This is a genomic window from Actinomyces oris, assembly GCF_001929375.1.
Lineage (GTDB): Bacteria > Actinomycetota > Actinomycetes > Actinomycetales > Actinomycetaceae > Actinomyces > Actinomyces oris_B.
The window spans coordinates 80,659-102,148 of sequence record NZ_MSGO01000009.1; the positions used below are offsets into that span (position 1 = coordinate 80,659).

20 protein-coding genes and 2 tRNA genes are annotated in these 21,490 nt (G+C 68.4%); 11 read left to right on the top strand and 11 right to left on the bottom strand.

Features of this window, described 5'->3' with window-relative positions:
- The first annotated feature begins 62 nt into the window (after positions 1-62).
- The gene (locus tag BKH32_RS02900; RefSeq protein WP_256690636.1) at positions 63-1,892 is read left to right on the top strand and encodes an AMP-dependent synthetase/ligase; all 1,830 of its coding nucleotides are present in this window, start codon (positions 63-65) and stop codon (positions 1,890-1,892) included.
- A 47-nt stretch (positions 1,893-1,939) separates the two neighbouring features.
- Positions 1,940-3,841 carry an AMP-dependent synthetase/ligase gene (locus BKH32_RS02905; protein WP_075248546.1) on the top strand — a complete coding sequence of 634 codons (1,902 nt, stop codon included), beginning with the start codon at positions 1,940-1,942 and terminating at the stop codon, positions 3,839-3,841.
- Positions 3,842-3,980: 139 nt separating this feature from the next.
- Here BKH32_RS02905 and BKH32_RS02910 read toward each other — a convergent pair whose 3' ends face one another.
- The 4 genes from BKH32_RS02910 to BKH32_RS02925 form a co-directional block, all read right to left on the bottom strand.
- On the bottom strand, positions 3,981-4,307 hold the full coding sequence (locus BKH32_RS02910; protein ID WP_075248547.1) for a chorismate mutase: 327 nt from the start codon (positions 4,305-4,307) through the stop codon (positions 3,981-3,983).
- The gene (gene clpX, locus BKH32_RS02915; RefSeq protein ID WP_075248599.1) at positions 4,304-5,605 is read right to left on the bottom strand and encodes an ATP-dependent Clp protease ATP-binding subunit ClpX; all 1,302 of its coding nucleotides are present in this window, start codon (positions 5,603-5,605) and stop codon (positions 4,304-4,306) included. The genes BKH32_RS02910 and clpX overlap by 4 nt, the downstream gene beginning before the upstream one ends.
- Before the next feature lie 254 nt (positions 5,606-5,859).
- The gene (locus BKH32_RS02920; RefSeq protein WP_075248548.1) at positions 5,860-6,534 is read right to left on the bottom strand and encodes an ATP-dependent Clp protease proteolytic subunit; all 675 of its coding nucleotides are present in this window, start codon (positions 6,532-6,534) and stop codon (positions 5,860-5,862) included.
- A 1-nt stretch (position 6,535) separates the two neighbouring features.
- On the bottom strand, positions 6,536-7,174 hold the full coding sequence (locus BKH32_RS02925; RefSeq protein ID WP_003786603.1) for an ATP-dependent Clp protease proteolytic subunit: 639 nt from the start codon (positions 7,172-7,174) through the stop codon (positions 6,536-6,538).
- A gap of 305 nt (positions 7,175-7,479) precedes the next feature.
- Between BKH32_RS02925 and BKH32_RS02930 the strand changes: the two genes are divergently transcribed.
- The 6 genes from BKH32_RS02930 to BKH32_RS02955 all read left to right on the top strand — a co-directional run bounded on the left by BKH32_RS02930 (position 7,480) and on the right by BKH32_RS02955 (position 13,177).
- Positions 7,480-8,421 carry a class I SAM-dependent methyltransferase gene (locus tag BKH32_RS02930; RefSeq protein ID WP_343213282.1) on the top strand — a complete coding sequence of 314 codons (942 nt, stop codon included), beginning with the start codon at positions 7,480-7,482 and terminating at the stop codon, positions 8,419-8,421.
- On the top strand, positions 8,418-9,092 hold the full coding sequence (locus BKH32_RS02935) for an ATP-binding cassette domain-containing protein (protein WP_075248550.1): 675 nt from the start codon (positions 8,418-8,420) through the stop codon (positions 9,090-9,092). The genes BKH32_RS02930 and BKH32_RS02935 overlap by 4 nt, the downstream gene beginning before the upstream one ends.
- A 98-nt stretch (positions 9,093-9,190) precedes the next feature.
- Complete coding sequence (locus BKH32_RS02940; protein WP_075248551.1) at positions 9,191-10,273, top strand: ABC transporter substrate-binding protein; 1,083 nt, start codon at positions 9,191-9,193, stop codon at positions 10,271-10,273.
- Positions 10,270-11,052 carry an ABC transporter permease gene (locus BKH32_RS02945; RefSeq protein ID WP_075248552.1) on the top strand — a complete coding sequence of 261 codons (783 nt, stop codon included), beginning with the start codon at positions 10,270-10,272 and terminating at the stop codon, positions 11,050-11,052. Before BKH32_RS02940 ends, BKH32_RS02945 begins: the two co-directional genes overlap by 4 nt.
- A gap of 63 nt (positions 11,053-11,115) precedes the next feature.
- Positions 11,116-11,484 (top strand): cupin domain-containing protein, encoded by a 369-nt coding sequence (locus tag BKH32_RS02950; protein ID WP_075248553.1) that lies wholly within the window; start codon positions 11,116-11,118, stop codon positions 11,482-11,484.
- A 559-nt stretch (positions 11,485-12,043) separates the two neighbouring features.
- Positions 12,044-13,177, top strand: a complete 1,134-nt coding sequence (locus BKH32_RS02955; protein WP_075248554.1) for a glycosyltransferase family 2 protein — start codon at positions 12,044-12,046, stop codon at positions 13,175-13,177.
- A gap of 172 nt (positions 13,178-13,349) precedes the next feature.
- On the opposite strand, the gene tig is transcribed toward BKH32_RS02955, so the two are convergent.
- The 4 genes from tig to rpmF form a co-directional block, all read right to left on the bottom strand.
- Entirely contained in the window at positions 13,350-14,714 is a 1,365-nt protein-coding gene (gene tig, locus BKH32_RS02960; protein WP_075248555.1) for a trigger factor, read from the bottom strand.
- A gap of 280 nt (positions 14,715-14,994) precedes the next feature.
- Positions 14,995-15,068: transfer RNA gene (locus BKH32_RS02965), tRNA-Pro, on the bottom strand.
- 48 nt (positions 15,069-15,116) lie between these two features.
- Positions 15,117-15,187, bottom strand: a tRNA-Gly gene (locus BKH32_RS02970).
- Between the two features lie 34 nt (positions 15,188-15,221).
- Complete coding sequence (gene rpmF, locus BKH32_RS02975) at positions 15,222-15,386, bottom strand: 50S ribosomal protein L32 (protein WP_003784449.1); 165 nt, start codon at positions 15,384-15,386, stop codon at positions 15,222-15,224.
- A 155-nt stretch (positions 15,387-15,541) separates the two neighbouring features.
- Between rpmF and BKH32_RS02980 the strand changes: the two genes are divergently transcribed.
- From BKH32_RS02980 to epsC, 3 genes are all read left to right on the top strand, one after another.
- Positions 15,542-16,330: an IMPACT family protein gene (locus tag BKH32_RS02980; protein ID WP_075248556.1), complete on the top strand. Its 789-nt coding sequence runs from the start codon at positions 15,542-15,544 to the stop codon at positions 16,328-16,330.
- 552 nt (positions 16,331-16,882) lie between these two features.
- Complete coding sequence (gene cysK, locus BKH32_RS02985; protein WP_075248557.1) at positions 16,883-17,812, top strand: cysteine synthase A; 930 nt, start codon at positions 16,883-16,885, stop codon at positions 17,810-17,812.
- A gap of 125 nt (positions 17,813-17,937) precedes the next feature.
- A complete protein-coding gene (gene epsC, locus BKH32_RS02990) occupies positions 17,938-18,513 on the top strand; it encodes a serine O-acetyltransferase EpsC (RefSeq protein ID WP_075248558.1) in 576 nt (191 codons plus the stop codon).
- Between the two features lie 112 nt (positions 18,514-18,625).
- Here the strand turns inward: epsC and BKH32_RS02995 are convergent, their stop codons facing one another.
- Genes BKH32_RS02995 through BKH32_RS03005 form a run of 3 tightly spaced genes read right to left on the bottom strand, consistent with a single transcriptional unit; the run spans position 18,626 to position 21,472 of the window.
- Entirely contained in the window at positions 18,626-19,924 is a 1,299-nt protein-coding gene (locus BKH32_RS02995) for an alpha/beta fold hydrolase (RefSeq protein ID WP_075248559.1), read from the bottom strand.
- Between the two features lie 40 nt (positions 19,925-19,964).
- Positions 19,965-20,966 (bottom strand): Fpg/Nei family DNA glycosylase, encoded by a 1,002-nt coding sequence (locus BKH32_RS03000; RefSeq protein ID WP_075248560.1) that lies wholly within the window; start codon positions 20,964-20,966, stop codon positions 19,965-19,967.
- A 2-nt stretch (positions 20,967-20,968) separates the two neighbouring features.
- Positions 20,969-21,472 carry a ribose-5-phosphate isomerase gene (locus BKH32_RS03005; RefSeq protein WP_075248561.1) on the bottom strand — a complete coding sequence of 168 codons (504 nt, stop codon included), beginning with the start codon at positions 21,470-21,472 and terminating at the stop codon, positions 20,969-20,971.
- Between the last annotated feature and the right edge of the window lie 18 nt (positions 21,473-21,490).

Consider the following 21,490-nt stretch of genomic DNA (forward strand, 5'->3'; position numbering starts at 1 on the left):
TGAGCTCTCACCACTCCTCGCCCCAGGCCACCAGCACCAGGCCGCCGCGCTATCCCGCCCACATGGCCGGCGGGGTCTCCCGCACCGAGATCCCCTTCCAGCCCGAGGCGCACTGGTCGGTTCCGTGGCTGCTGGCCGACCGCATCGCCCGCAGCGGCGACCGGCCACTCGTGGCCCGCAAGTCGCCCCTGTCGGGGGACTGGCAGGAGGTCTCGGCCCGAGCCTTCGGCGAGGAGGTGGCCCACGTGGCCGCGGGCCTCATCGGCATGGGGCTCGAGGCCGGCGCCGCCGTCGGCATCATGGCGCACACCTCCTACGACTGGTTCCTCCTGGACATGGCCATCGCCCGCGCGGGCCTCATCTCCGTGCCCATCTACGAGACGAGCTCGGCCGAGCAGGTCGAGTGGATCGTCACCGATTCCGACGTGCGGGTGGTCATCACCGAGAGTGGCACGCTGGCCGAGCTCGTACGCGGCGCCGTCGCCGGTATCGAGCACACGGTGAGGGTCCTCGCCCTGGACTCCGACGCGATCACCACCATCGTCCAGGCGGGCTCGGGCGTCAGCCCCTCCCAGGTCGACCAGCGCACCAACGCCCTCACGGTCGACGACGTCTACTCCATCATCTACACCTCCGGCACCACGGGCCGCCCCAAGGGCGTCGAGCTCACCCACCGCAACGCCGTGGGCATCCCCTATCACGGGGTGCGCTACCTGCCCGGCGTCCTGTGGGGCACCAACGTGCGCCTGCTGCTGTTCCTGCCGCTGGCCCACGTCTACGCCCGCTGCCTCCAACTGCTGTCCCTGGCCGGCGAGGGCGTGCTGGGCCACACCCCCGACGCCAAGACCCTCCTGCCCGACCTGCAGTCCTTCGCCCCCTCCTACATCCTGGCCGTCCCACGCGTCCTGGAGAAGATCTACAACGCCGCCGACGCCAAGGCCGGCGGTGGCGCCAAGCTCAAGCTGTTCCGTTGGGCCGCCAAGGTCGCCATCGCCTACTCCCGCGCCCTGGACGCCCCTGAAGGGCCCTCCCGCAGCCTGCGTCGGGCGCACGCCGTGGCCGACCGTCTCGTCTTCCGCAGGATCCGGGGACTCATGGGCCCCAACGCCCGCTTCATCATCTCCGGCGGGGGGCCGCTGGGACAGCGTCTGGGGCACTTCTACCGCGGACTGGGCCTGGTTATCCTGGAGGGCTACGGCCTGACTGAGACCATCGGCCCGGTCAGCGTCAACACCGACTGGCTCAATAAGATCGGCACTGTCGGTCCACCCGTCTGCGGCAACGAGATCCGTATCGGTGAGGATGACGAGATCCAGGTCCGCGGCATGGGCGTCTTCTCCACCTATCACAACAACCCCTCGGCCACCGCCGAGGCCTTCACCGACGACGGCTGGTTCCGCACCGGCGACATCGGCGCCCTCGATGACGACGGCTACCTGCGCATCACCGGACGCAAGAAGGAGCTCATCGTCACCGCCGGGGGCAAGAACGTCGCCCCGGCCCAGCTCGAGGACCGCCTGCGCGGCCACCCGCTCATCAGCCAGGTGCTCGTCATCGGGGACGGGGAGCCCTTCATCTCCGCACTCATCACGCTGGACAAGGAGATGCTCCCCCAGTGGCTGCGCAACCACGGGCTGGCGGCGATGGACGTGGTCGAAGCCTCCTCCCACCCGCAGGTGCTCGCCGCCCTGGACCGGGCCGTGGCGCGCACGAACCGCGCGGTCTCCCGGGCCGAGTCGATCCGCACCTTCCGGGTGCTGGCCACCGACTTCACCGAGGCCAACGGACTGCTCACCCCGTCGCTGAAGGTCAAGCGCGGCCCGGTCATGGAGGCCCACGCCGACGTCATTGCGGACATCTACAGGTCCACGCGCAAAGGGCCGCAGGAGTAAACGGGAGCAAACGTCGTCACCAGCCTCAGGCGGGCATACTTGCCACCATGACCGACGCCTCCGCCCGACCGACCGACTCCGGCCCCTCCGCCTCGTCCGAGGAGCACGCCACCGAGCTCCTGGTCCCGGTTCACAACGGCATGACGACGCCCTGGGCGCTGGCCGAGCGCGTGCGCCGTAGTCCCGACGGCGGGCTTATCGCCCGCAAGTCCCCCTTGGGGCGGCGCTGGCGGGAGATGAGTGCCAGCGCCTTCCGCACCCAGGTGCGTGAAGTGGCCGCGGGTCTGGTGGCCCGAGGTCTTCAGCCCGGAGACGCCGTCGGCATCATGTCGCACACGTCGTATGAGTGGACGCTTCTGGACTTCGCCGCCTGGGAGGCGGGCCTGGTCGTCGTCCCCGTCTATGAGACCTCCTCGGCCGAGCAGGCCCAGTGGATCCTCACCGACGCCGGCGTGAAGCTCATCGTCGTGGAGAACGAGGCCATGGCCTCCATGGTCGGCGCGCTGGCCTCCACCGTGCCCGAGCTGGAGAGTCTGCAGGTGCTGTGCGTCGAGCGCGAGGACGTCCTGGGGCTCATCAAGTCCGGTCGCGGCGTGGACGCCGGCGAGCTCGACCGGCGCAGCGCGGCCCTGACCTCACAGTCCCTGGCCACGATCGTCTACACCTCCGGAACGACCGGCCGCCCCAAGGGCGTCGAGCTCAGCCACGGTAACCTCGTGCACCTGTGCGTCAACGTCTGCCCGCACGTGCCCGAGGTCCTGGGCGGGGCAGCGGTCCGTTTCCTGCTGTTCCTGCCCCTGGCCCATGTACTCGGCCGGTTCATGGAGATCTCGGTCGTCTGCTCGCGTGCGGGCGTGCTGGGGCACGTGCCCGACGTGCGTAATCTCGTCAACGACCTGGGCTCCTTCCAGCCCACGGCGGTCCTGGCCGTCCCACGGGTCTTCGAGAAGATCTATAACGCCGCGGATGCCAAAGCGACCGGAGCCAAGCAGAAGGTCTTCCGCCTGGCGGCCAAGACCGCGATCGCCTACTCGCGCGCCCTGGACACCCCGCAGGGCCCGTCGCGCCGCCTCAAGGCTCAGCGCACCGCCTTCGACAAGCTCGTCTTCTCCACCCTGCGCTCCGTGCTGGGCGGGCAGGTCACGCACGTGGTCTCCGGGGGCGGGCCTCTGGGCGAGCGCCTGGGGCACTTCTACCGCGGCGCCGGGGTCACCGTCCTGGAGGGCTACGGCCTGACCGAGACCATGGGGCCGTGCAGCGTCAACCTGCCCCAGGCCACCCGGATCGGGACCGTCGGAACCCCGCTGCCCGGTTGCGCGCTCCGTTTGGACGACGACGGGGAGATCCTGGTCCGGGGCATCGGCACCTTCGCGGGCTACCACAACAATCCCGAGGCCACGGCCGAGGCCTTCACCGCCGACGGCTGGCTGCGCACCGGGGACATCGGCTCCTTCGAAGGCGCTGAGGGCTTCCTGAGGATCACTGGGCGCAAGAAGGAGCTCATCGTCACCGCCGGAGGCAAGAACGTCGCCCCCGCCCCTCTGGAGGACCGCCTGCGGGGTCATCCGCTGGTCAGCCAGGTGCTCGTCGTCGGTGAGAGCCGTCCCTGCATCGGCGCGCTCCTCACCCTGGATGCCGAGATGCTGCCACTGTGGCTGTCCTCCCACGGGCTGGAGGAGATGACGGTGGTCGACGCCGCCCGGGACCCGCGGGTGCGCGCCGCCCTGGAGCGGGCCGTGGCCCGGGCAAATGAAGCGGTCTCGCGGGCCGAGTCGATCCGCACCTTCGAGGTGCTGCCCACGGACTTCACCGTGGCCAACGGCCTGCTGACCCCCTCGCTCAAGGTGCGCCGTGCTGAGGCGGAGAAGCGTTTCTCGGCCGAGATCGAGGCGCTCTACACGCGCACGCCACTTGTCCCCAACGCCACTGTCTCACCGTCACAGGACTGAAGGCCGCCACGAGAGCACGCTGGGCTCGGCCCGATAGCTGCTCCACGACCGCGATCTCACTCGCCCCGGCCTCAATGGCTCATGTCGAAGGGAGTCACCGAGAACTCACCCGAACAGCTGCGTCCGGAGGTTCCTGCGGCTATGACTGCTTGGCGCGCTCGGCCTCATGCCCGTCACGGATCTCCTCATGGTGCTGGATGACCTCGGCGACGATGAAAGTGAAGAACTTCTCGGCGAAGATCGGGTCAAGACCGGACTCCTCGGCCAGGGCCCGCAGACGTGCCACCTGCTGCCGCTCGCGCCCGGGGTCGGCCGGCGGCAGGTCCAGTCGGGCCTTGAGCAGGCCCACCTGCTGGGTACAGCGGAAACGTTCGGCCAGGAGATGGACGAGGGCGGCGTCGAGGTTGTCGATGGTGTCCCGGTAGACGGCCAGCTGCGGGGGGATCCCCTTCTGCCCCTCACTCATGCGGTCCGGCTCCGCTCCCCCACCTTGTTCGTCGAGCGCAGCGTGCCCGATCCGGACTGATAGCTGGGCTTCCCGGTGCCCCTGACGGCATCGGCGTCGACGACGACGCGCCCGACCTCAGGCAGGGAGGGAACCTCGAACATGGCCTGCCCCAGGACCTCCTCAACGATGGAGGTCAGCCCCCGGGCGCCGGTCTTGCGCTCCAGGGCGAGGGAGGCCACTGCCTCAATGGCCGCCTCGGTCAGCTCCAGCTCGACGCCGTCGAGGCTGAAGAGGTACTGGTACTGGGAGACCAGAGCGTTCTTGGGCTCGGTCATGACGCGCACGAGCTCACGCACCCCCAGGTCCTGGACCGTGGCGATGACGGGCAGACGGCCGATGAACTCGGGGATCAGACCGAACTTGTGGAGGTCCTCGGGGCGCACCGGTGAGGTGAAGACGTCCTGCGACCCCGTGCCAGTAGCCAGCTGAGCTCCGAAGCCCACCATCTGGGCGCCGGACTCCTTGCGCTGACGCTGGCGCACGATCTCCTCGATACCGGCGAAGGCGCCTGCCGCGATGAAGAGAATATTGGTGGTGTCGATCTCCAGGAACTCCTGGTGGGGGTGCTTGCGCCCGCCGCCGGGAGGCACGGAGGCCGTTGTGCCCTCGATGATCTTGAGCAGTGCCTGCTGCACGCCCTCACCCGAGACGTCGCGGGTGATCGAGGGGTTCTCCGCCTTGCGACCGATCTTGTCGATCTCGTCGATGTAGATGATGCCCTTCTCAGCACGCTTGACGTCGCCGTCAGCGGCCTGGATGAGCTTGAGGAGGATGTTCTCCACGTCCTCGCCGACGTATCCCGCCTCGGTCAGAGCCGTGGCATCGACGATGGCGAAGGGGACGTCGAGGAGGCGAGCCAGGGTGCGGGCCAGGTGAGTCTTACCGGTTCCGGTGGGCCCCAGCAGGAGGATGTTGGACTTGCCCAGCTCCAGGCCGTCCCCCTCGGCCACGGAGCGCTCCTTGACCTGGACACGCTTGTAGTGGTTGTAGACCGCCACGCTCATGGCTCGCTTGGCGGCCTCCTGACCGATGACGTACTGGTTGAGGAAGTCGAAGATCTCCTGGGGCTTGGGCAGCTCGAGAGGCACGCCTGCGCCGGAGTCGCTCAGCTCCTCGTCGACGATCTCGTTGCACAGCTCGATGCACTCGTCACAGATGTAGACACCGGGCCCGGCGATGAGCTTCTTGACCTGCTTCTGGCTCTTTCCGCAGAAGGAGCACTTGAGCAGATCCACACTCTCAGCGTTACGTGCCACAGTTTCCTCCAGGTTCGTCATCGGCCCCCGAGCCCGGGCGGTCCTGCGTCAGCCTACGGGCTGGTACGGCAGGTGCGCCGAGGGCATGGCGGCGTGTCCAGTCCGCAATATGCCACGTTGAGCACCGCGCTGCCAGCGTTTGCGAGTTGTATTTCCACCGGCTGCACATGCAGTGCTCCCGCCGGTTGCTGGAGGGAGCACTGCACGCAGCGTCAGCACAGCGTCGACGGCCCGGCCTGTATCCCGGCGCCTCCTCAGGAGGAGTGCGGGGAGGCCGGGGTCTTGCGGGAGGTGAGCACCTGGTCCACGATCCCGTACTCCTTGGCGGCTGCGGCCGTGAGAATCTTGTCACGCTCGAGGTCGGCGTGGATCTTCTCGCGGTCCCGGCCGGTGTGCGCGGCCAGGGTGTCCTCCAGCCAGGAGCGCATGCGGTCGATCTCGTTGGCGACGATCTCGATGTCGCTGGCCTGTCCTTGCATCCCCTCCATGGCGGGCTGGTGGATGAGGACGCGCGCATTGGGCAGGGCCAGGCGCTTGCCCTCGCTTCCGGCGGCCAGGAGCACGGCTGCGGCGGAGGCCGCCTGCCCCAGGCAGACGGTCTGCACCTGTGGCTTGATGTACTGCATGGTGTCGTAGATGGCCGTCAGCGCCGTGAAGGATCCGCCGGGACTGTTGATGTACATGGTGATGAGGCCGTCGGGGTCCTGGGACTCCAGGACCAGGAGCTGGGCCATGATGTCATCGGCGGAGGCGTCGTCGACCTGGACGCCCATGAAGACGATGCGGTCCTCGAAGAGCTTGGCGTAGGGGTCCTGACGCTTGAAGCCGTAGGCGGTGCGCTCCTCGAACTGGGGCAGCACGTAGCGGGCCTGCGGCATGGCTCCGGCCTGGCGGGCGATGGCCTCGAAGTAGGGGCGGGTCGAGGACATGTCAGTTGTCTCCGTTCTGCTTGCCGATCTCCCGGCTGGAGCGCACGATGTGGTCGACGAACCCGTACTCCAGGGCCTCCTGGGCCGAGAACCAGTGGTCGCGGTCGGAGTCGGCGATGATCTCCTCCACCGTGTGCCCGGTGTTGGCCGCGGTGATCTCCGCGAGCTCCTGCTTCATCTTGATGATGAGGTCGGCGTTGATGCGGATGTCGGTGGCCGACCCTCCTGCGCCGCCGGAGGGCTGGTGCATGAGCACGCGGGCATGAGGGGTGAGGTAGCGCTTGCCCTTGGCACCGGCCGACAGCAGGTGCTGCCCCATGGAGGCGGCCAGCCCCGTGGCCACGGTGGCGACGTCGGGCTGGACGTACTGCATGGTGTCGTAGATGGCCATGCCGGCGGTCACCGAGCCGCCGGGACTGTTGATGTAGAGGTAGATGTCCCGCTCGGGGTCCTCGGCGGCCAGCAGCAGCATCTGGGCGCAGATGGCGTTGGCGTTGTCGTCACGCACCTCGGAGCCGAGCCAGATGATGCGCTCCTTGAGGAGGCGGTTGTAGATGGAGTCGGTCAACCCCAGACCCGCGCCAGCGGCGTCGGCTGCCTGGGGAGGGGCGACCGCAGCGGGTGTGTAGAGCTCGCTCACGTCAGTCCTCTCATGGTCGGTGTCGCCAACGCTAACGCGACGCCCCCGGCCACCATGCCCGCCGTCGCACCCTTTTCGCCCACGGCGCAGGTGCGCTCGCCGGGGGAGGGGCACCAGGGCACGCAGCCTCCGCCGGCGCTGCGCACGACCCTCGACACCTCCGCACAGCCATCTATGAGTCACAGCGCTCAGTTTTACCGCAACGTACAAATACGATAGGGTGTCATCATCTATTTCGGAGGTTTGAGGTCGCCGCCTCAGCGCCTCGCGTCAGCGAGTGAACGGAAGGAGCAGAACGGAGCCCATTGAGTACGCAGCCCTCCCCCACATCAAGCAACACCGCCCCCGAGGAACGCGGCACTCGCCAGGGCCCCGAAGCCTCCCGCATGCAGGGTCACTGGCTGCTGGCCACGCTCGGCAAGAGAGTCCTGCGCCCCGGCGGCATCGGCCTGACCCGGCGCCTGTTGGAGGCCGCCAAGCCGACATCGGCCGACCGCGTCGTCGAGCTGGGGCCCGGAGTCGGCCGGACCGCCGAGATCCTCCTGGCAGCCCACCCCGCTTCCTACAAGGGCGTGGACCCCAATCCTGAGGGGCGCGAGCAGGTCGCGAACATCCTTGCCGCGCACGCCAAGCACACGGACACCGAGTACGTCGTGGCCGACGCCGCCGGAACCGGCCTGCCCGAAGCGAGTGCGGACCTCGTCGTCGGAGAGGCAATGCTGACGATCCAGTCCGATGACCACAAGCGCGAGATCATCGCGGAGGCGGCTCGCATCCTGGCGCCGGGCGGCCGCTACGCGATCCACGAGCTGGCGCTGCGGGCGGACCGCTCCCCCGAGGAGCTCAAGGAGATCCGCAAGAGCATTTCCCGCACGATCAAGGTCGGAGCCCGGCCTCTGACCGAACCTGCCTGGAAGGAACTGCTGGAGGAGGCCGGTCTGGAGGTGACCTGGACCGGACGCGCCTCCATGAGCCTGCTCGAGCCCTCACGCATCGTCGAGGACGAGGGCGTTCTGGGTGCCCTGCGCTTCTGGCGTGCCATGCGGCACACCCCGGGGGCGCGCGACCGGGTCAACGCCATGCGGCAGAGTTTCCGCCTCCAGGGTGAGGCCCTGCGCGCCATCGGCATGGTCGCACGCAAGCCAGGCTCCCCCACTGAGAGTACTGAGAGCACTGTGACGAATCGGGAGCCGGACGCCACCGAGGACGCTGGCGGCTCTACCGGCCGAGAGGCTCCATCATCATGACGGACGTTGTCACCAGGGCCCCAGCCCCCACGGGCCGGCCGACGCAGGGTGACGAGGATCGCGGTGATCTCAGGCTCGAGCACGTGACGATGGTCCGGCGAGGCCTGACCCTCGTGGAGGACCTGTCCGTGACGGTCCGCCCCGGGCAGACCCTCGCGGTCACCGGAGCCTCCGGCGCCGGAAAGACGACGCTGCTGCGGGCGATCTCGGGCCTGTCGGACACCGACGCCGGCACGGTCCTGCGCCCCGAGGGGAGCCTGTCCCAGGTGTTCCAGGAGCCGCGGCTCATGCCCTGGTACTCGGCCCACCGCAACATCTCCCTGGTGGTCGGCGGACCGGCACCGGACCTGACGGCCGTCCAGTGGCTGGAACGGGTGGGGCTGGCCTCAGCCGGCCATCTTCCACCGACTCATCTCTCTGGCGGAATGCGGCAGCGGGTGGCCATCGCCCGCGCGCTGTCGACCGGACCGAGCCTGCTGCTGGTGGACGAGCCGTTCTCCGCCCTGGACCGCCCACTGGCCAACGCGCTGCGAGCCGACCTCACCGACCTGCTCGCTGACCAGGACGTCATCACGGTCTGGGTCACGCACGACCCCGATGAGGCCGAGGAGGTCTCCCACCTCCACCTCCATCTCGACGGCCCACCCGGCACCTGGCACCTGTCCGCCTGAGCACCCGACAGCGAGTCCCACTCCGCCATCCGCGCATTTTGTCACGCGCTGTCACCACCTTCACTCACCCCGACACACAAAGGAGCACGAGCAGCATCATGATCAGCCACGCAAGCTCACACACCGATACCGCAAGGACACTGGGGGCACCGATCAGGCGGCGTTCCCTCATGACCCTGGCCGGACTTGGACTCCTCTCCCCAGCGATCCTCTCGGCGTGCTCATCCCGCTCCGGCAAGGCCGCCTCCAGCGGGACGGGCGGGCACATCGACACCCTGCGCGTGCACGTGCCCACCACCTTGGCCTACATGGCTCCCATGGCGCTGTTCGGCCAGCAGGGCAAGCTGGCGCCTACGATCGGCAAGGCCACCGTGGAGAACTGGTCCAGCGCCGAGGCGATGAAAGCGCTGCTCATGCAGAAGCAGACGGATCTGGCCGCCACCCCCTCCTACGCCGCCGCGAACCTGTTCAACAAGGGAGTCCCACTGCAACTGGTGGCAATGCAGGTGTGGGGCATGCTCTACGTCGTCGGCCCGGAGGGCTCGTCGGCGCAAGGCCTCGAGGCCATGCGCGGCAAGAAGGTGGCGGTCCCCATGCCGAACAACATGCCGGATCTCGTCTTCCGCTACCTGCTCGGCCAGAAGGGCTGGGACGCCTCTAAGGACCTGCAGGTCCAGAACTACGCCGACGGCCAGGAGGCGCTGTCCAACCTCCTGGCGGGCAACGTCGAGTTCGCGGTCCTGCCGGAGCACCCCGCCAGCGTCAGCCTGGCCAAGGCCAAGCAGCAGGGCAAGGTGCTGGAGCGGACAGCGGATCTCCAGAAGATCTGGGCCGAGGTGACCGGTGGGGAGGCGAAGTTCCCCATGGCCGGGTTGGTCATGCCGCGGGAGATCACGGACTCCAACCCGCAGGCGGTCGGAGCGGTCCTGAGCGAGGTCGAGGCGTGCATCGCTGCCACGAATGCAAAGTCGGAGGAGACCGTCAATACCATCGCCCAGAAGACGAAGGTCCCCGCACCGATCGTCACCGAGGTGATCCCCCGCCTCCAGCTGAACCTGGTCCCCGCGGCCCAGGCCAAGGACCAGCTGGTCAACTTCTACACCCGCCTGTCCACCCTCAACCCAGACATCGTCGGCGGCAAGATGCCGGCCGACGACTTCTATCTGAAAGATCCCCGGTGACTCCGGAGCGGCCCTCACGCCTGGCTCGTTGGCGCGCACGCCTCCTGTGGTGGGCCGGTGTCGGCCTGGCGATCCTCATCTGGTACTGGGCAGCGCTGGGCCGGCCCGAGTACGCGCTCCCCGGCCCGGAGACGACCTGGCGCGCCCTCCTGGGGCTGATCGACGACGGTGGCCTGGGCTGGACGCTATGGCTCACCCTCTCCAGAGCCATCATCGGCCTGGGGCTGTCCTGCGTCATCGGCATCCCGACAGGCTGGGCACTGGGTACCTGGACCTGGCTGCGCGAGCTGCTGGACTCCTGGGTGCAGGTCCTCATGGCGGTACCGCCGATCGTGCTCGTCGTCGTCGGGATGATCTGGCTGGGACCGACAGCCGGGGTCGTCATCCTCGTGGTCACCCTGGTCACGCTCCCGCTGCTCGTGGCCTCCATGCGCGACGCGGTCCTCAACGTCGACAGCGACCTGCTGGAGATGGCGACGGTCTTCTCTAAGCCCGGCCCGTGGACGATCCGCCGGATCATCCTTCCCGCGGTCGCACCACCGGTACTGTCAGCGCTGACAGTCGCCGTCGGGCAGTCCGTGAGGGTCACGGTCATGGCAGAGCTCCTGAGTACCCCGACGGGGCTCGGTGCCGAGGTCCAGCAGGCGCGCACTAATCTGGAGACGGCCGACGTCTTCGCCCTGTCCGTCATCATGGCGGCCCTGACACTGCTGCTCGAGCTGTGTCTCCTGCGCCCGCTGCGCCGCCGTCTCATGGCATGGTCGCCTCAACACTCGTAGCGTTGGCGGTCTCCACAGCCCTCACACTCCAACACCGATCACCCAAACACCGTAGGAGCACACATGTCCCCCTCATCCAGCACCCCCTCCACCGAGTCCCTGTTCCGGCTCGGCCTCAACGCCGCCCTGCCCATCTCTGAGGAGGCGACCACCTCACGGGTCGTGGTCAACAACGACATCCTGCGCACGGTCGTCTTCACCTTTGACGCCGGTCAGGCCCTTACCGAGCACTCCTCCCCCCGGGCAGTGATCGTCACGCTCCTGGAGGGCGAGATGGACTTCTCCATCGGCGAGCGCACCGAGAGGATGGGCGCCGGGGACGTCATCTACCTGGCGCCCGGCGACCGTCATGCACTGACGGCCGCGACCCCGTGCCGCATGCAGCTGGTCATGGTCGACGTTGACCAGGACGGACCAGCGAGCGAGAAGTAGCCCCAGGAACGGGCAGCCACCACCGACCGGCGGCCGCCATCGCACGGGGTGGGGCGCGAAGCGCTGAGGCCTTCGCCCTCACCCCGTCTCCTTGTGACATCCACTAAATCAAGCACCCCTCCAGACTCGCCAAAGAACCCGGGCGGCCAGGCCTCACCTGAGGTATCAGGCGCAGTGTCGCGGCTCACTCGACCCCCCGGTCATGAGGCCACGGTAAGCCAACTCACGCCTTTTTGTAGGAAACCTAAACCTTCCATAGGTTAGGTTGTAGGCGCCCGAGATCTTGACGTGACCCGCTTCCCACACCATGGCATCGATGAGGGCGGCGTGGCACCATCGATTTTATCCAACCGATAGCACTGGAGCGCCCGCCTGCCTGACGACACCAAAGCCCCCGGCCCAAGTTTCTCTCCGCCGTCAGTCAGCCACATTCTTTTACGATTCAATAACCCCATCCCTACTCGAACAGCATGTCTTTTCCGCTTGCCGCACCACCCAGTAAGGGGCTACTCGTGTTCAGCACGTTCGCACAACTCCATGTTTCAGAGAGGACCACCGCATGATCGTCATTACCCTGCTGGTGGGAATCCTGTTCTGGATCGGAATTGACATCTGGGCCGGCATCACCTCGAAGTGGTATAAAGCCGTGGAGCTGAACCCGAACATCGCCTCGGACGACTTCAGCGTCCTAGTACCGATCTACGGTAATGTCAAGTACTTGCAGAACGCGGATTACCTGCGCCCCTATGGAGATCGAGTAGTCCTGTGCACCACCTCTGGTGAGTCCGAGGAGTTCTACCGCGACCTTGAGGACATCGCCATTCGCTACGGGTTCAGAATCTTCCGCAGCAACTACGTCCCACGCAAGGTGGGCCGCAGGCGGAGCACCTCGGGAATCACCCGGGACACGGTTGTCCGCGACGCGCTGCTGGCCGCTCCTCTCAACTCCTACATCGTCTGCCTAGACGCCGATACCACGGCACAGGAGCCGCTGACCCACATCATCGGCGCCCTGGTGGCCAACAAGGCCGACTTCGCCTCGGTCACCATCGTGCCTCAGAAGAAGGGTCCCTTCATCGTCCAGATGCAGCGCCACGAGTACGTGGTCTCGATGCGCGCACGCAGAATCATGCCGTGGCTGCTCAGCGGCGCACTTCATATTGGCAAGACCGACGTCATGCGCCAGATCATGGCCCGCCACTCGCTGTTCTTCCAGGGCAATGACATCGAGTCCGGGATTATCGGAGACGCACTGGGCTACAAGGCCGTTCACATTCTTGCCCATGTCAACACCAACGCTCCCGACACGCTGTACTCCTGGTGGCGCCAGCGGATCGCCTGGAGCGGCGGTTCCTTCAGACTTTTCATCATCAACTTCAGATTCGTCTTTCAGCACCCCTTCTTGTGGCTGTACAGCGGCATCGTGGTGATCAGTATGTTCGCCCTCAGGTGGATAGCCGTTGTGAATCCCGGATGGACACTTCTGCTGGCACTGCTCATCTACTACGCCGCTATCGTGTGGCTTCACTGGGACCACGGCAACAAATGGCTGATCTTCCAGCCCTTCTACTGTCTCTTCGTCAGTCTCATCGTGGTTCCCATCGGTGTCGCCTACTATTTCAGGATGGCTATTCCTGAGCGTAACTTCGGGGTCATTCGTCCCAAGCGCAAGGAGCTTGTCACAGCGGGCTGATCTCTCCGGGACGCCTCATCGGTCAACGCGGGCGCTCTCGTCCCAGCGGCAGCTCCCCCGCACGGCAGGCAACGGGCCCACCTCCTCATGGAAGGTGGGCCCGTCTGCTTGACGCGGGGCATTCCGCATGCGCGTGAGCCGTATCAGCTCATGTGCCTCAGCGGCCGTGAGCTCACTCGGCGTCCTCGTCCTCGGCGGAGTCGGCGTCCTGCGCAGTGGCAACGGCTGCGGCCTGAGCCGCCGCGGCGGTGTCGTCCTCGTCAGAACCGATGAAGGCGGACAGGTCCACGGACTCGCCCTTGGAATCAACCACCGCGACCTGGCGCAGCGCCATGGCCAGCGACTTGTTGCGGGCGACCTCGGAGATGAAGGCGGGGATCTGGCCTGCCTGCTGAGCGCCCTGGAGGAACTGGGCGGGCTCCATGCCGTACTGCTGAGCGGTCTGGAAGAGGAACTCCAGCAGCTCGTCCTGAGCCACACCGACCTTGAGGTCCTCAGCCAGGACATCGAGGATGATCTGGTCGCGCACACCGGTGACGACGTCCTCGCGAATCTCCTTGGCGTGCTCCTCGTCGCCGTCCTTGCCCTCGGCCCGCAGGTGCTGGGCGACCTCGGCCTCGACGACGGCCTCGGGGACGTCGAAGGCGACCTCGCTGCGCAGGTGCTCGAGGAGGGCGTCACGGGCGGCGACCGCCTGCTCCCCGGTCTTGCGCTCGGTGACCTGCTTGACGAGGTCCTCGCGCAGCTCCTCGACGGTGTCGAACTCGGAGGCGATCTGGGCGAACTCGTCGTCGACCTTGGGCAGCTCACGCTGCTTGACGGCAGTGGCGGTCACCGTGACCTCGGCCTGCTCACCGGCGTGCTCCCCGCCGGCCAGCTCGGTGGTGAAGGTGGCGGACTCGTCGGCCTTCAGGCCGCGCAGGGCGGTGTCCAGGCCCTTGAGCATGTTGCCCTTGCCGATCTCGTAGGAGACGCCGGAGATGGAGTCGACCTCCTCGCCGTCGATCATGGCCTTGAGGTCGATGGTGACGAAGTCGCCGGTCTTGGCCTTGCGACCCACGGACTTCAAGGACCCGAAGCGGGCACGCAGGTTGTCCAGCTCGGTGTCGACGTCCTCATCGGCGACCTCGACGGCGTCCACGGTCAGCTTGGTCTGGCTCAGGTCCGGCAGCTCGATGACGGGGCGAACAGTGACCTCAGCGGTGAAGGCCAGCTGGCCGCCGTTCTCGCCGGTGGCGTTGGGCAGCTCGACGACGTCGACCTCGGGCTGGAGCATGGGGACCCGCTCGGCCTCGGTGATGGCGTCCCGGTAGAAGTCGGAGAGCTTGTTGTTGACGGCCTCCTGAATGACGGCCCCGCGGCCGACGCGCTGGTCGATGACCCGGTTGGGGACGTGACCGCGACGGAAGCCGGGGACCTGGATCTGGGAGCCGATCTCCTTGTAGGCGGCATCCAGACTGGGTTTGAGCTCCTCATAGGGGACCTCAACGGTCAGCTTGATGCGACTGGGGTCAAGATTCTCGACAGTGGTCTTCACGGGGGTTGCTCCCAAGATCTGAGTTCTGCGGTAACACCGACTCGCTCGAAGGCGCTCGGCGGACGCGCGTCTGTGGCGTCAATCCGTGCCATCTTAGGGCAAACGGACAGTGGGATCGATGCGGCGTCCGCCCCTGGCGCATGAGTCTGGACACAGGAGGAGACACCGAGCGGGGTGCGTCATCATTATCGGGCGCATCGGCATATTCACGGGCCGCGCACCCGGCGTTGACGCGCTCCTGATGCGGTCTGCGCGCACGCCGCGCCCACAGGACGAGGAGTCGGGCTGGCGGGATTTGAACCCGCGGCCCCCTGCTCCCAAAGCAGGTGCGCTACCAAACTGCGCCACAGCCCGTGACGTGACGAAAGGGGCCGCCGAGGAGCGGCCCCTTTCGGCTCACAGAGCGGGTGACGGGAATCGAACCCGCGCAATCTGCTTGGAAGGCAGAGGCTCTACCATTGAGCTACACCCGCATGGATGAAGGGTTTCACCCCTCCACCAGCGGCCTCACTGCTCGATGAGGCCCTCCTTGTAGGCCCGCGCCAGACGGCGAGGCACGGAGATCTCGCGGCCCTGGACGCGGATGGTGTTGAGCTCGGTGAGCTTGGCCTTCCACTGTGAGCGGCGGTTGCGGGTGTTGCTGCGGGACATCTTCCGCTTCGGCACTGCCATGGGCCCGCTCCTCTCTCATGAACCTGGGGATCGGACGCCCCCTCGAAACTGGACCGAGGGACACCATAACGACATCGCCGGGACCGCTTCCAGTCCAAGACCACCTCAAGGCGTGTGACATCGGTCCCGCACCCGCCCCGTGCGAGGATCCCGCCATGGCCCCGCACGCCCCTCGTACACCATCGCACCAGCCGTCTCAGGAGCAGGGATCCCCCGGGCTCATCACGCTGACACACGGCGAGCAGCCCGAGATCGACCTGGAGATCAAGAAGTCCCACTTCCTGGCACGAGCCTGCCGCACGGACTCCATGGACGAGGCCCGCAGCTTCATCGCGAACGTGCGCTCCACCTACCCCGACGCACGCCACCACTGCTCGGCGCTGACGCTCACCGACCTCTCCGACGAGCACGCCCTGGCCGCCCCTTCCCCACCCACCGAGCGCTCCAATGACGACGGAGAGCCCTCCGGTACGGCCGGCCGGCCCATGCTCGACGTGCTGAGGGGAACGGGGCTGGTCAACACGACCGTCGTCGTCACCCGCTACTTCGGCGGGACGCTCCTGGGAACCGGCGGACTGGTGCGCGCCTACTCCGAGGCGACCGCTCAGGCGCTGCAGGCGGCCGCACGTGTCACCCTGACCCGGCTTCATCTGTGGGATCTGCGGGTTCCGGTGGCTCAGGCGGGCAGGATCGAGGCGGAGCTGCGCTCCCGCAATCCCACTGCGGCATCGGGGCCGACGGCGGAGGGCGGGACGGCCGCCCCCGCCCCGACCATTCACGTCGAGGAGACGATCTGGGGACCGACCCACGCCGTCCTCGTGCTGGCCACGTCCTGCGCTGATCCCGCGCTCCTGCACGCCCCATTGGCGGCCCTGACTCGCGGCGAGGGGACGGCCGAGCCCGCCGGCAGCCGACTGGTCGAGCTCCCCGCACCCCCGGCCTGACGCCCGGGGCCGGCTTCCTGTCCCTCCGGCGAAGCCCTCACGGCACGTACGGGCGCCGAGGGGCGCGCGACCACGATGCGAGCAGATGCCGGGCGGATGTGGCGATCACCGTCGGACACGGGGTAGGGTTTCGTCAACATCCGGGGCACCGAGCCCCTGATGAGCGGTTCACGCCCGGGCAGGCGCAGCCAGTCGTCTTGAGGAACGGAGGGAGGACCCGTGATGGTGATGACCGTCATGTGCACCGCGTCCTCTATGGCCTCCACGGCCTCCATGCCCATCGCTCCCGCGTGCTGCTGTCGGTGTCGGTAGGGCGCCAGGCCACGACATCTGTGCGCGTACCGCTGCGCGCATGCCCGGCGCTCCCGGAGCAGGCGGTCATTCCTGCTGTTTGAGCCACTCCGTACGACGTGGCCGCCCCCGACGGACGCGGACCGTCCCCACTTCTCTTCCTCTCACGAGCTCTTGCGGGCCCGACTCCGCCTCATCACGCAGCGCCGCCGGTCTCCGCAACCACGGGGCTTGCCCAACCGACATCCGAAGGACATCACTATGACGTACGCACCCGACGCAACCGCCCTGGTCGGCGACACTCCCCTGGTCCGCATCAACCGCGTCACCGACGGCGCCCCCGCCACCGTCCTGGCCAAGGTCGAGGCCTTCGAGCCGGCAGCCTCGGTCAAGGACCGCATCGCCCTGTCCATCGTGCGCGCCGCGGAGGCCTCCGGTGACCTCAAGCCAGGCGGCACCATCGTGGAGGCGACCTCCGGGAACACCGGAGTCGGTCTGGCCATGGTGGGTGCGGCCCTGGGATACAAGGTCATCATCACCATGCCCGAGACCATGTCCAAGGAGCGGCGGGCCATCATGCGCGCCTTCGGTGCGGAGCTGGTGCTGACCACCGAGGGCGGCGTGGCCGGGGCGGTCAGGCGAGCTGAGGAGATCCAGGCCGCCACCCCCAACTCGATCCTCGCCTCCCAGTTCACCAACCCCGCCAACCCCAAGATCCACCGCGAGACCACGGCCCGGGAGATCCTGGCGCAGACCGGGGGCGACATCGACGTCTTCGTGGCCGGGATCGGCACCGGGGGCACGCTGACCGGTGTGGGCCAGGTACTGCGCCAGGAGAAGCCCGAAGTGAGGATCTACGGCGTCGAGCCCGCTGAGTCCCCGCTGCTGAGCGAGGGCCAGGCCGCTCCTCACAAGATCCAGGGTCTGGGCCCCAACGTGGTTCCCGAGGTCCTCGACCAGGGCATCTGGGACGAGCTGCTCCACATCGAGTCCGACGTCGCCATCACCTACGCACGCCGTGCCGCAGCCGAGGAGGGCCTCCTGGTGGGGATCTCCTCGGGCGCCGCTCTGGCTGCCGCCAGCGAGCTGGCCAGGCGCCCCGAGCTGGCGGGCAAGACCATCGTCACCCTCCTGCCCGACACCGGTGAGCGCTACCTGTCCACGCCTCTGTTCAAGGATTTCCTCGACTGATGCCCCCGACGGCGGCGAGGCTGGGAACAGGCGAGCCGCCGTCGGTGTTGTCAGCGTCGCAGCGGGTGAGGTGAAGGCTCACCAGCCGACCTGGGCCGCACCATCACCCATCAGAGGAGCACACCATGCACAACTCCAAACGGTCCCTTCTGGACCTGGCCCGTGAGGACCTGGCCACGGCCCGCAGGCGCGACCCCGCCGCCCGCTCCAGCGTGGAGGTGGCCCTCCTCTACCCGGGTGTCCACGCCCTGTGGGCGCACCGGGCGGCTCACAAGCTGTGGCACAAGGGGCACCGCTTCGCGGCGCGCGCCCTGTCTCAGGCGGCCCGCAGCTTCACCGGCATCGAGATCCACCCGGCCGCCAAGATCGGTGAGCGCTTCTTCATCGACCACGGAATGGGTGTGGTCATCGGTGAGACCGCGGAGGTCGGCGACGACGTCCTGCTGTTCCACGGAGTGACTCTCGGCGGGGTGTCCATGAGTCCCGGCAAGCGTCACCCCACCATCGGCAACAACGTGCAGATCGGCGCCGGCGCCAAGGTCCTGGGGCCGGTCGTCGTCGAGGACGGGGCCAAGGTGGGGGCCAACGCGGTCCTGGTGAAGAACCTCCCGCAGGGTCATGTCGCCGTGGGTGTGCCCAGCCGGGCCCGCGACCCTCGCACCGACCCCGAGCTCATGATGGACCCGACCATCTACATCTGAACCATCTCTCAGCGGCCCAGCGAGCACCTCACGGACTCACGCCTTCCCTCGAGTGCTCCTGTGCGCTGCGGCATGCCCCGGGGCCGCCCGTTGAGCGCGCTCGTGCAGCCGGTCAGCGGGCGATCACTCCGGTGGCCAGGTCGCGCAGGCGCTTGAAGACCCGGCCGCCGGAGGCGCGCGAGCCGTCATGCTCGTACTCGCTGGTGATCCAGGTGCGCAGGCCGGGGATGAGCGCGGCCGTCTCCAGGGAGGTGGTCATCGGCACGAACACGTCGCGGGCGTAGACGGAGGCCGCCCCGGGGGTCGTCGTGGCCCTGAGGCGGGCCGGGTCGTAGAGCGCCGGCCACTCGTGCACGGCCAGGAGATCGGCCACCTCCAGCCAGGGGCGTAGACCGGCGTCCTCGACGAAGACCTCACGACGCACGTGCTCGCCTGTCAGCAGGGTGGGATCGTCGTCGAAGACCGCGGGGCGCACTCGCTGGGCGGCCCAGTCGGTGGTGCCGGTGTCGGCCCAGCAGGACTCGTGGATGACGGCGTAGAGCGGGAACCTGCCGCCGAAGGGCAGGCACTGCCCCAGGTCGTAGCGGAAGGCCCAGGAGTCGGGGTCGCGCTCCAGGAGGTAGTGGATCGTGTCCGCTCCGCCGGCCCCGCCCAGCAGGGCGCCCAGCGAGCGCAGGCGCTCAGGTCCGACGAGGTCCCCTCCTGCCGTCCTCACCTCACCCCGACCGGCCTTCTCAGCCAGGGACGCCATCCGGTCTCGGTCCTGGGGGAAGCGGGCGTAGTACTCCTCGCTCTTGAGGCGCATCGCCTCATAGCTGAGGGCGTAGACCTCGTCGATGCTGTGCCCGACGGCGGGCAGGCCACCGGTGATGTAGACCTTCTCCAGGCTCTGGGCGTGCTCGGAGAGGTACCGGGTGACGCAGAACCCTCCGAAGGACTGGCCCAGCAGGCTCCAGCGCTCCAGGCCCAGGGCGCGGCGCAGGTCCTCGCAGTCCTCGACGATCTCGTCGGCGCGCAGGTGAGTGAGCAGCCGGGCGGTGTCTGCCGGGGCACCGGCGGCATCGGGCCGGTCCACCGGGCTGGAGGCGCCGGTGCCGCGCTGGTCGACGAGGATGAGTCGGTGGTGCTCCAGGATCGCACCGATCCAGCCGAGCCCGGAGTCGGCGCTGGGGCGCGGCGCCTCGCAGCCCGGCCCGCCCTGGAGGAAGACCAGTGGAGGCCTGGAGAGCGGGTCGATGCCGGCGACTGAGATCTCGCGGGCGTAGACGGTGATGGACTCCGTCCCGTCCGGGGCTGAGTCCCCCTGCCCGCTGCGGTCCAGGGCAACGGTCAGGTGGTGGTCGCGGGTCAGCAGGCCGGCGGCCGAGGAGGACCAGCTCGAGGAGTGCAGGGTGGGCGAGGCGTTCGACATGCCGCCACCTTAGTGGCGCTCGGCGGGACTCCAGCCGGTTTCAGCGGGCCTGGCAGGTCGGGCACCAGAAGAGCCGGCGGGACGCCACCTCCCGCTCCGCCACCGGGGTCCCGCAGCGCAGGCAGGGGCGGCCGGTGCGGTGGTAGACGTACCACCGGCCGGCCTCGGGGTCGTGGGGCGGCAGGGGGTCGGGGACGTCGTCGAGGTCGACGGTGGTGATGAAGCCGGTGGCCACCCCGTACTCCATGAGGGGGCGCAGGTCCTCCCAGATGGCCCGCAGCCGCTCCTGGCTGATGCGGTTGCCCGCCCGGAAGGGGGAGACCCCGACCCGGAAGAGCGTCTCGGCCCGGTAGATGTTGCCGGCCCCGGAGATGACGGCCTGGTCCATGAGCAGCTCACCGATGCTCTTGCGCCGCGAGCGCGCCTTGGCCACGAAGGTCTCCACGTCGGCGTCGGCGCGCAGCGGGTCCGGGCCGAGGCGGCCGCGCACGGCGGCCACGCCCTCGGCGTCCAGCAGCTCGCAGGCCGCCGGTCCGGTCAGGTCGGCCACCCCGTGCTCGCCGAGCAGCCGCAGTCGTACCGCACCACGCGGCTCGGGCGGCTCCCACTCGTCAGGGGCCGGGCCGCGCGCGGCAGCGTCCTGGTCCCCGGGTTCGAGGCTCCCGCCGTTCAGTCCGGTCAGGGCCGAGCCTCCCCCGCGCTTGAGGGCGTGCTCGCCGCGCTCTCCGACGCGCCGACGCGGCGCTCCGATGGCGTGTGGCGCGGTGAACTCACGGTCGCCGTCGAAGGTCCACGCCCCGTAGAGGCCCAGGTGGATCCGCAGCCAGGTGACGCAGGCGTCGTCGAGGGACATGTCGGCGCGGGGGCCGAAGGGCAGGAAGAGGTGCTTGCCGTGGGCCTGGCTGCCCAGGAGGACCTGTCCGTCCAGTCGGCTCGCCCCGTCGGCGAAACGCCCCTGCGGTGAGCGCACGCGCAGGCTCTGGCCACCGTAGAGCTCGTCGAGGGCGGCGGCGAGCCGGTGGATGGTGTGCCCCTCCGGCATGCTCAGGCCCCGGCGGGGGCAGCACCGGTGGGATCAGCCGCTGGAGCGGCGGCGTCATGAACGCGGCTCTCGTAGTCGGTGAGCTGGGCGATGCGACGCACGTGGCGCTCATCGCCGCTGAAGGGCTCGGCGAGGAAGGCATCGATGATCGCCAGGCCCGCCCCCAGATCATGCATGCGACCGCCCAGGGCGACGACGTTGGCGTTGTTGTGCTGGCGGGCGAGCCTGGCGGTCTCGATCGACCAGGCCAGGGCGGCGCGCACCCCGTCAACCTTGTTGGCGGCGATCTGCTCCCCGTTGCCGCTTCCCCCGAGAACAATGCCCAGGCTTCCGGCGTCGGCCACGACGGCCTCCCCGCAGGCCAGGCAGAAGGCGGGGTAGTCGTCATCCGGGTCGTAGGAGTGGGCTCCGTGGTCGACGACGACGTGCCCCTGCTCCCTCAGGTGCTCGATCACGGCGCTCTTGAGCTCGTAACCGGCGTGGTCGGAGGCGATATGGATGCGCATGGGCAGAATTGTGCCTCA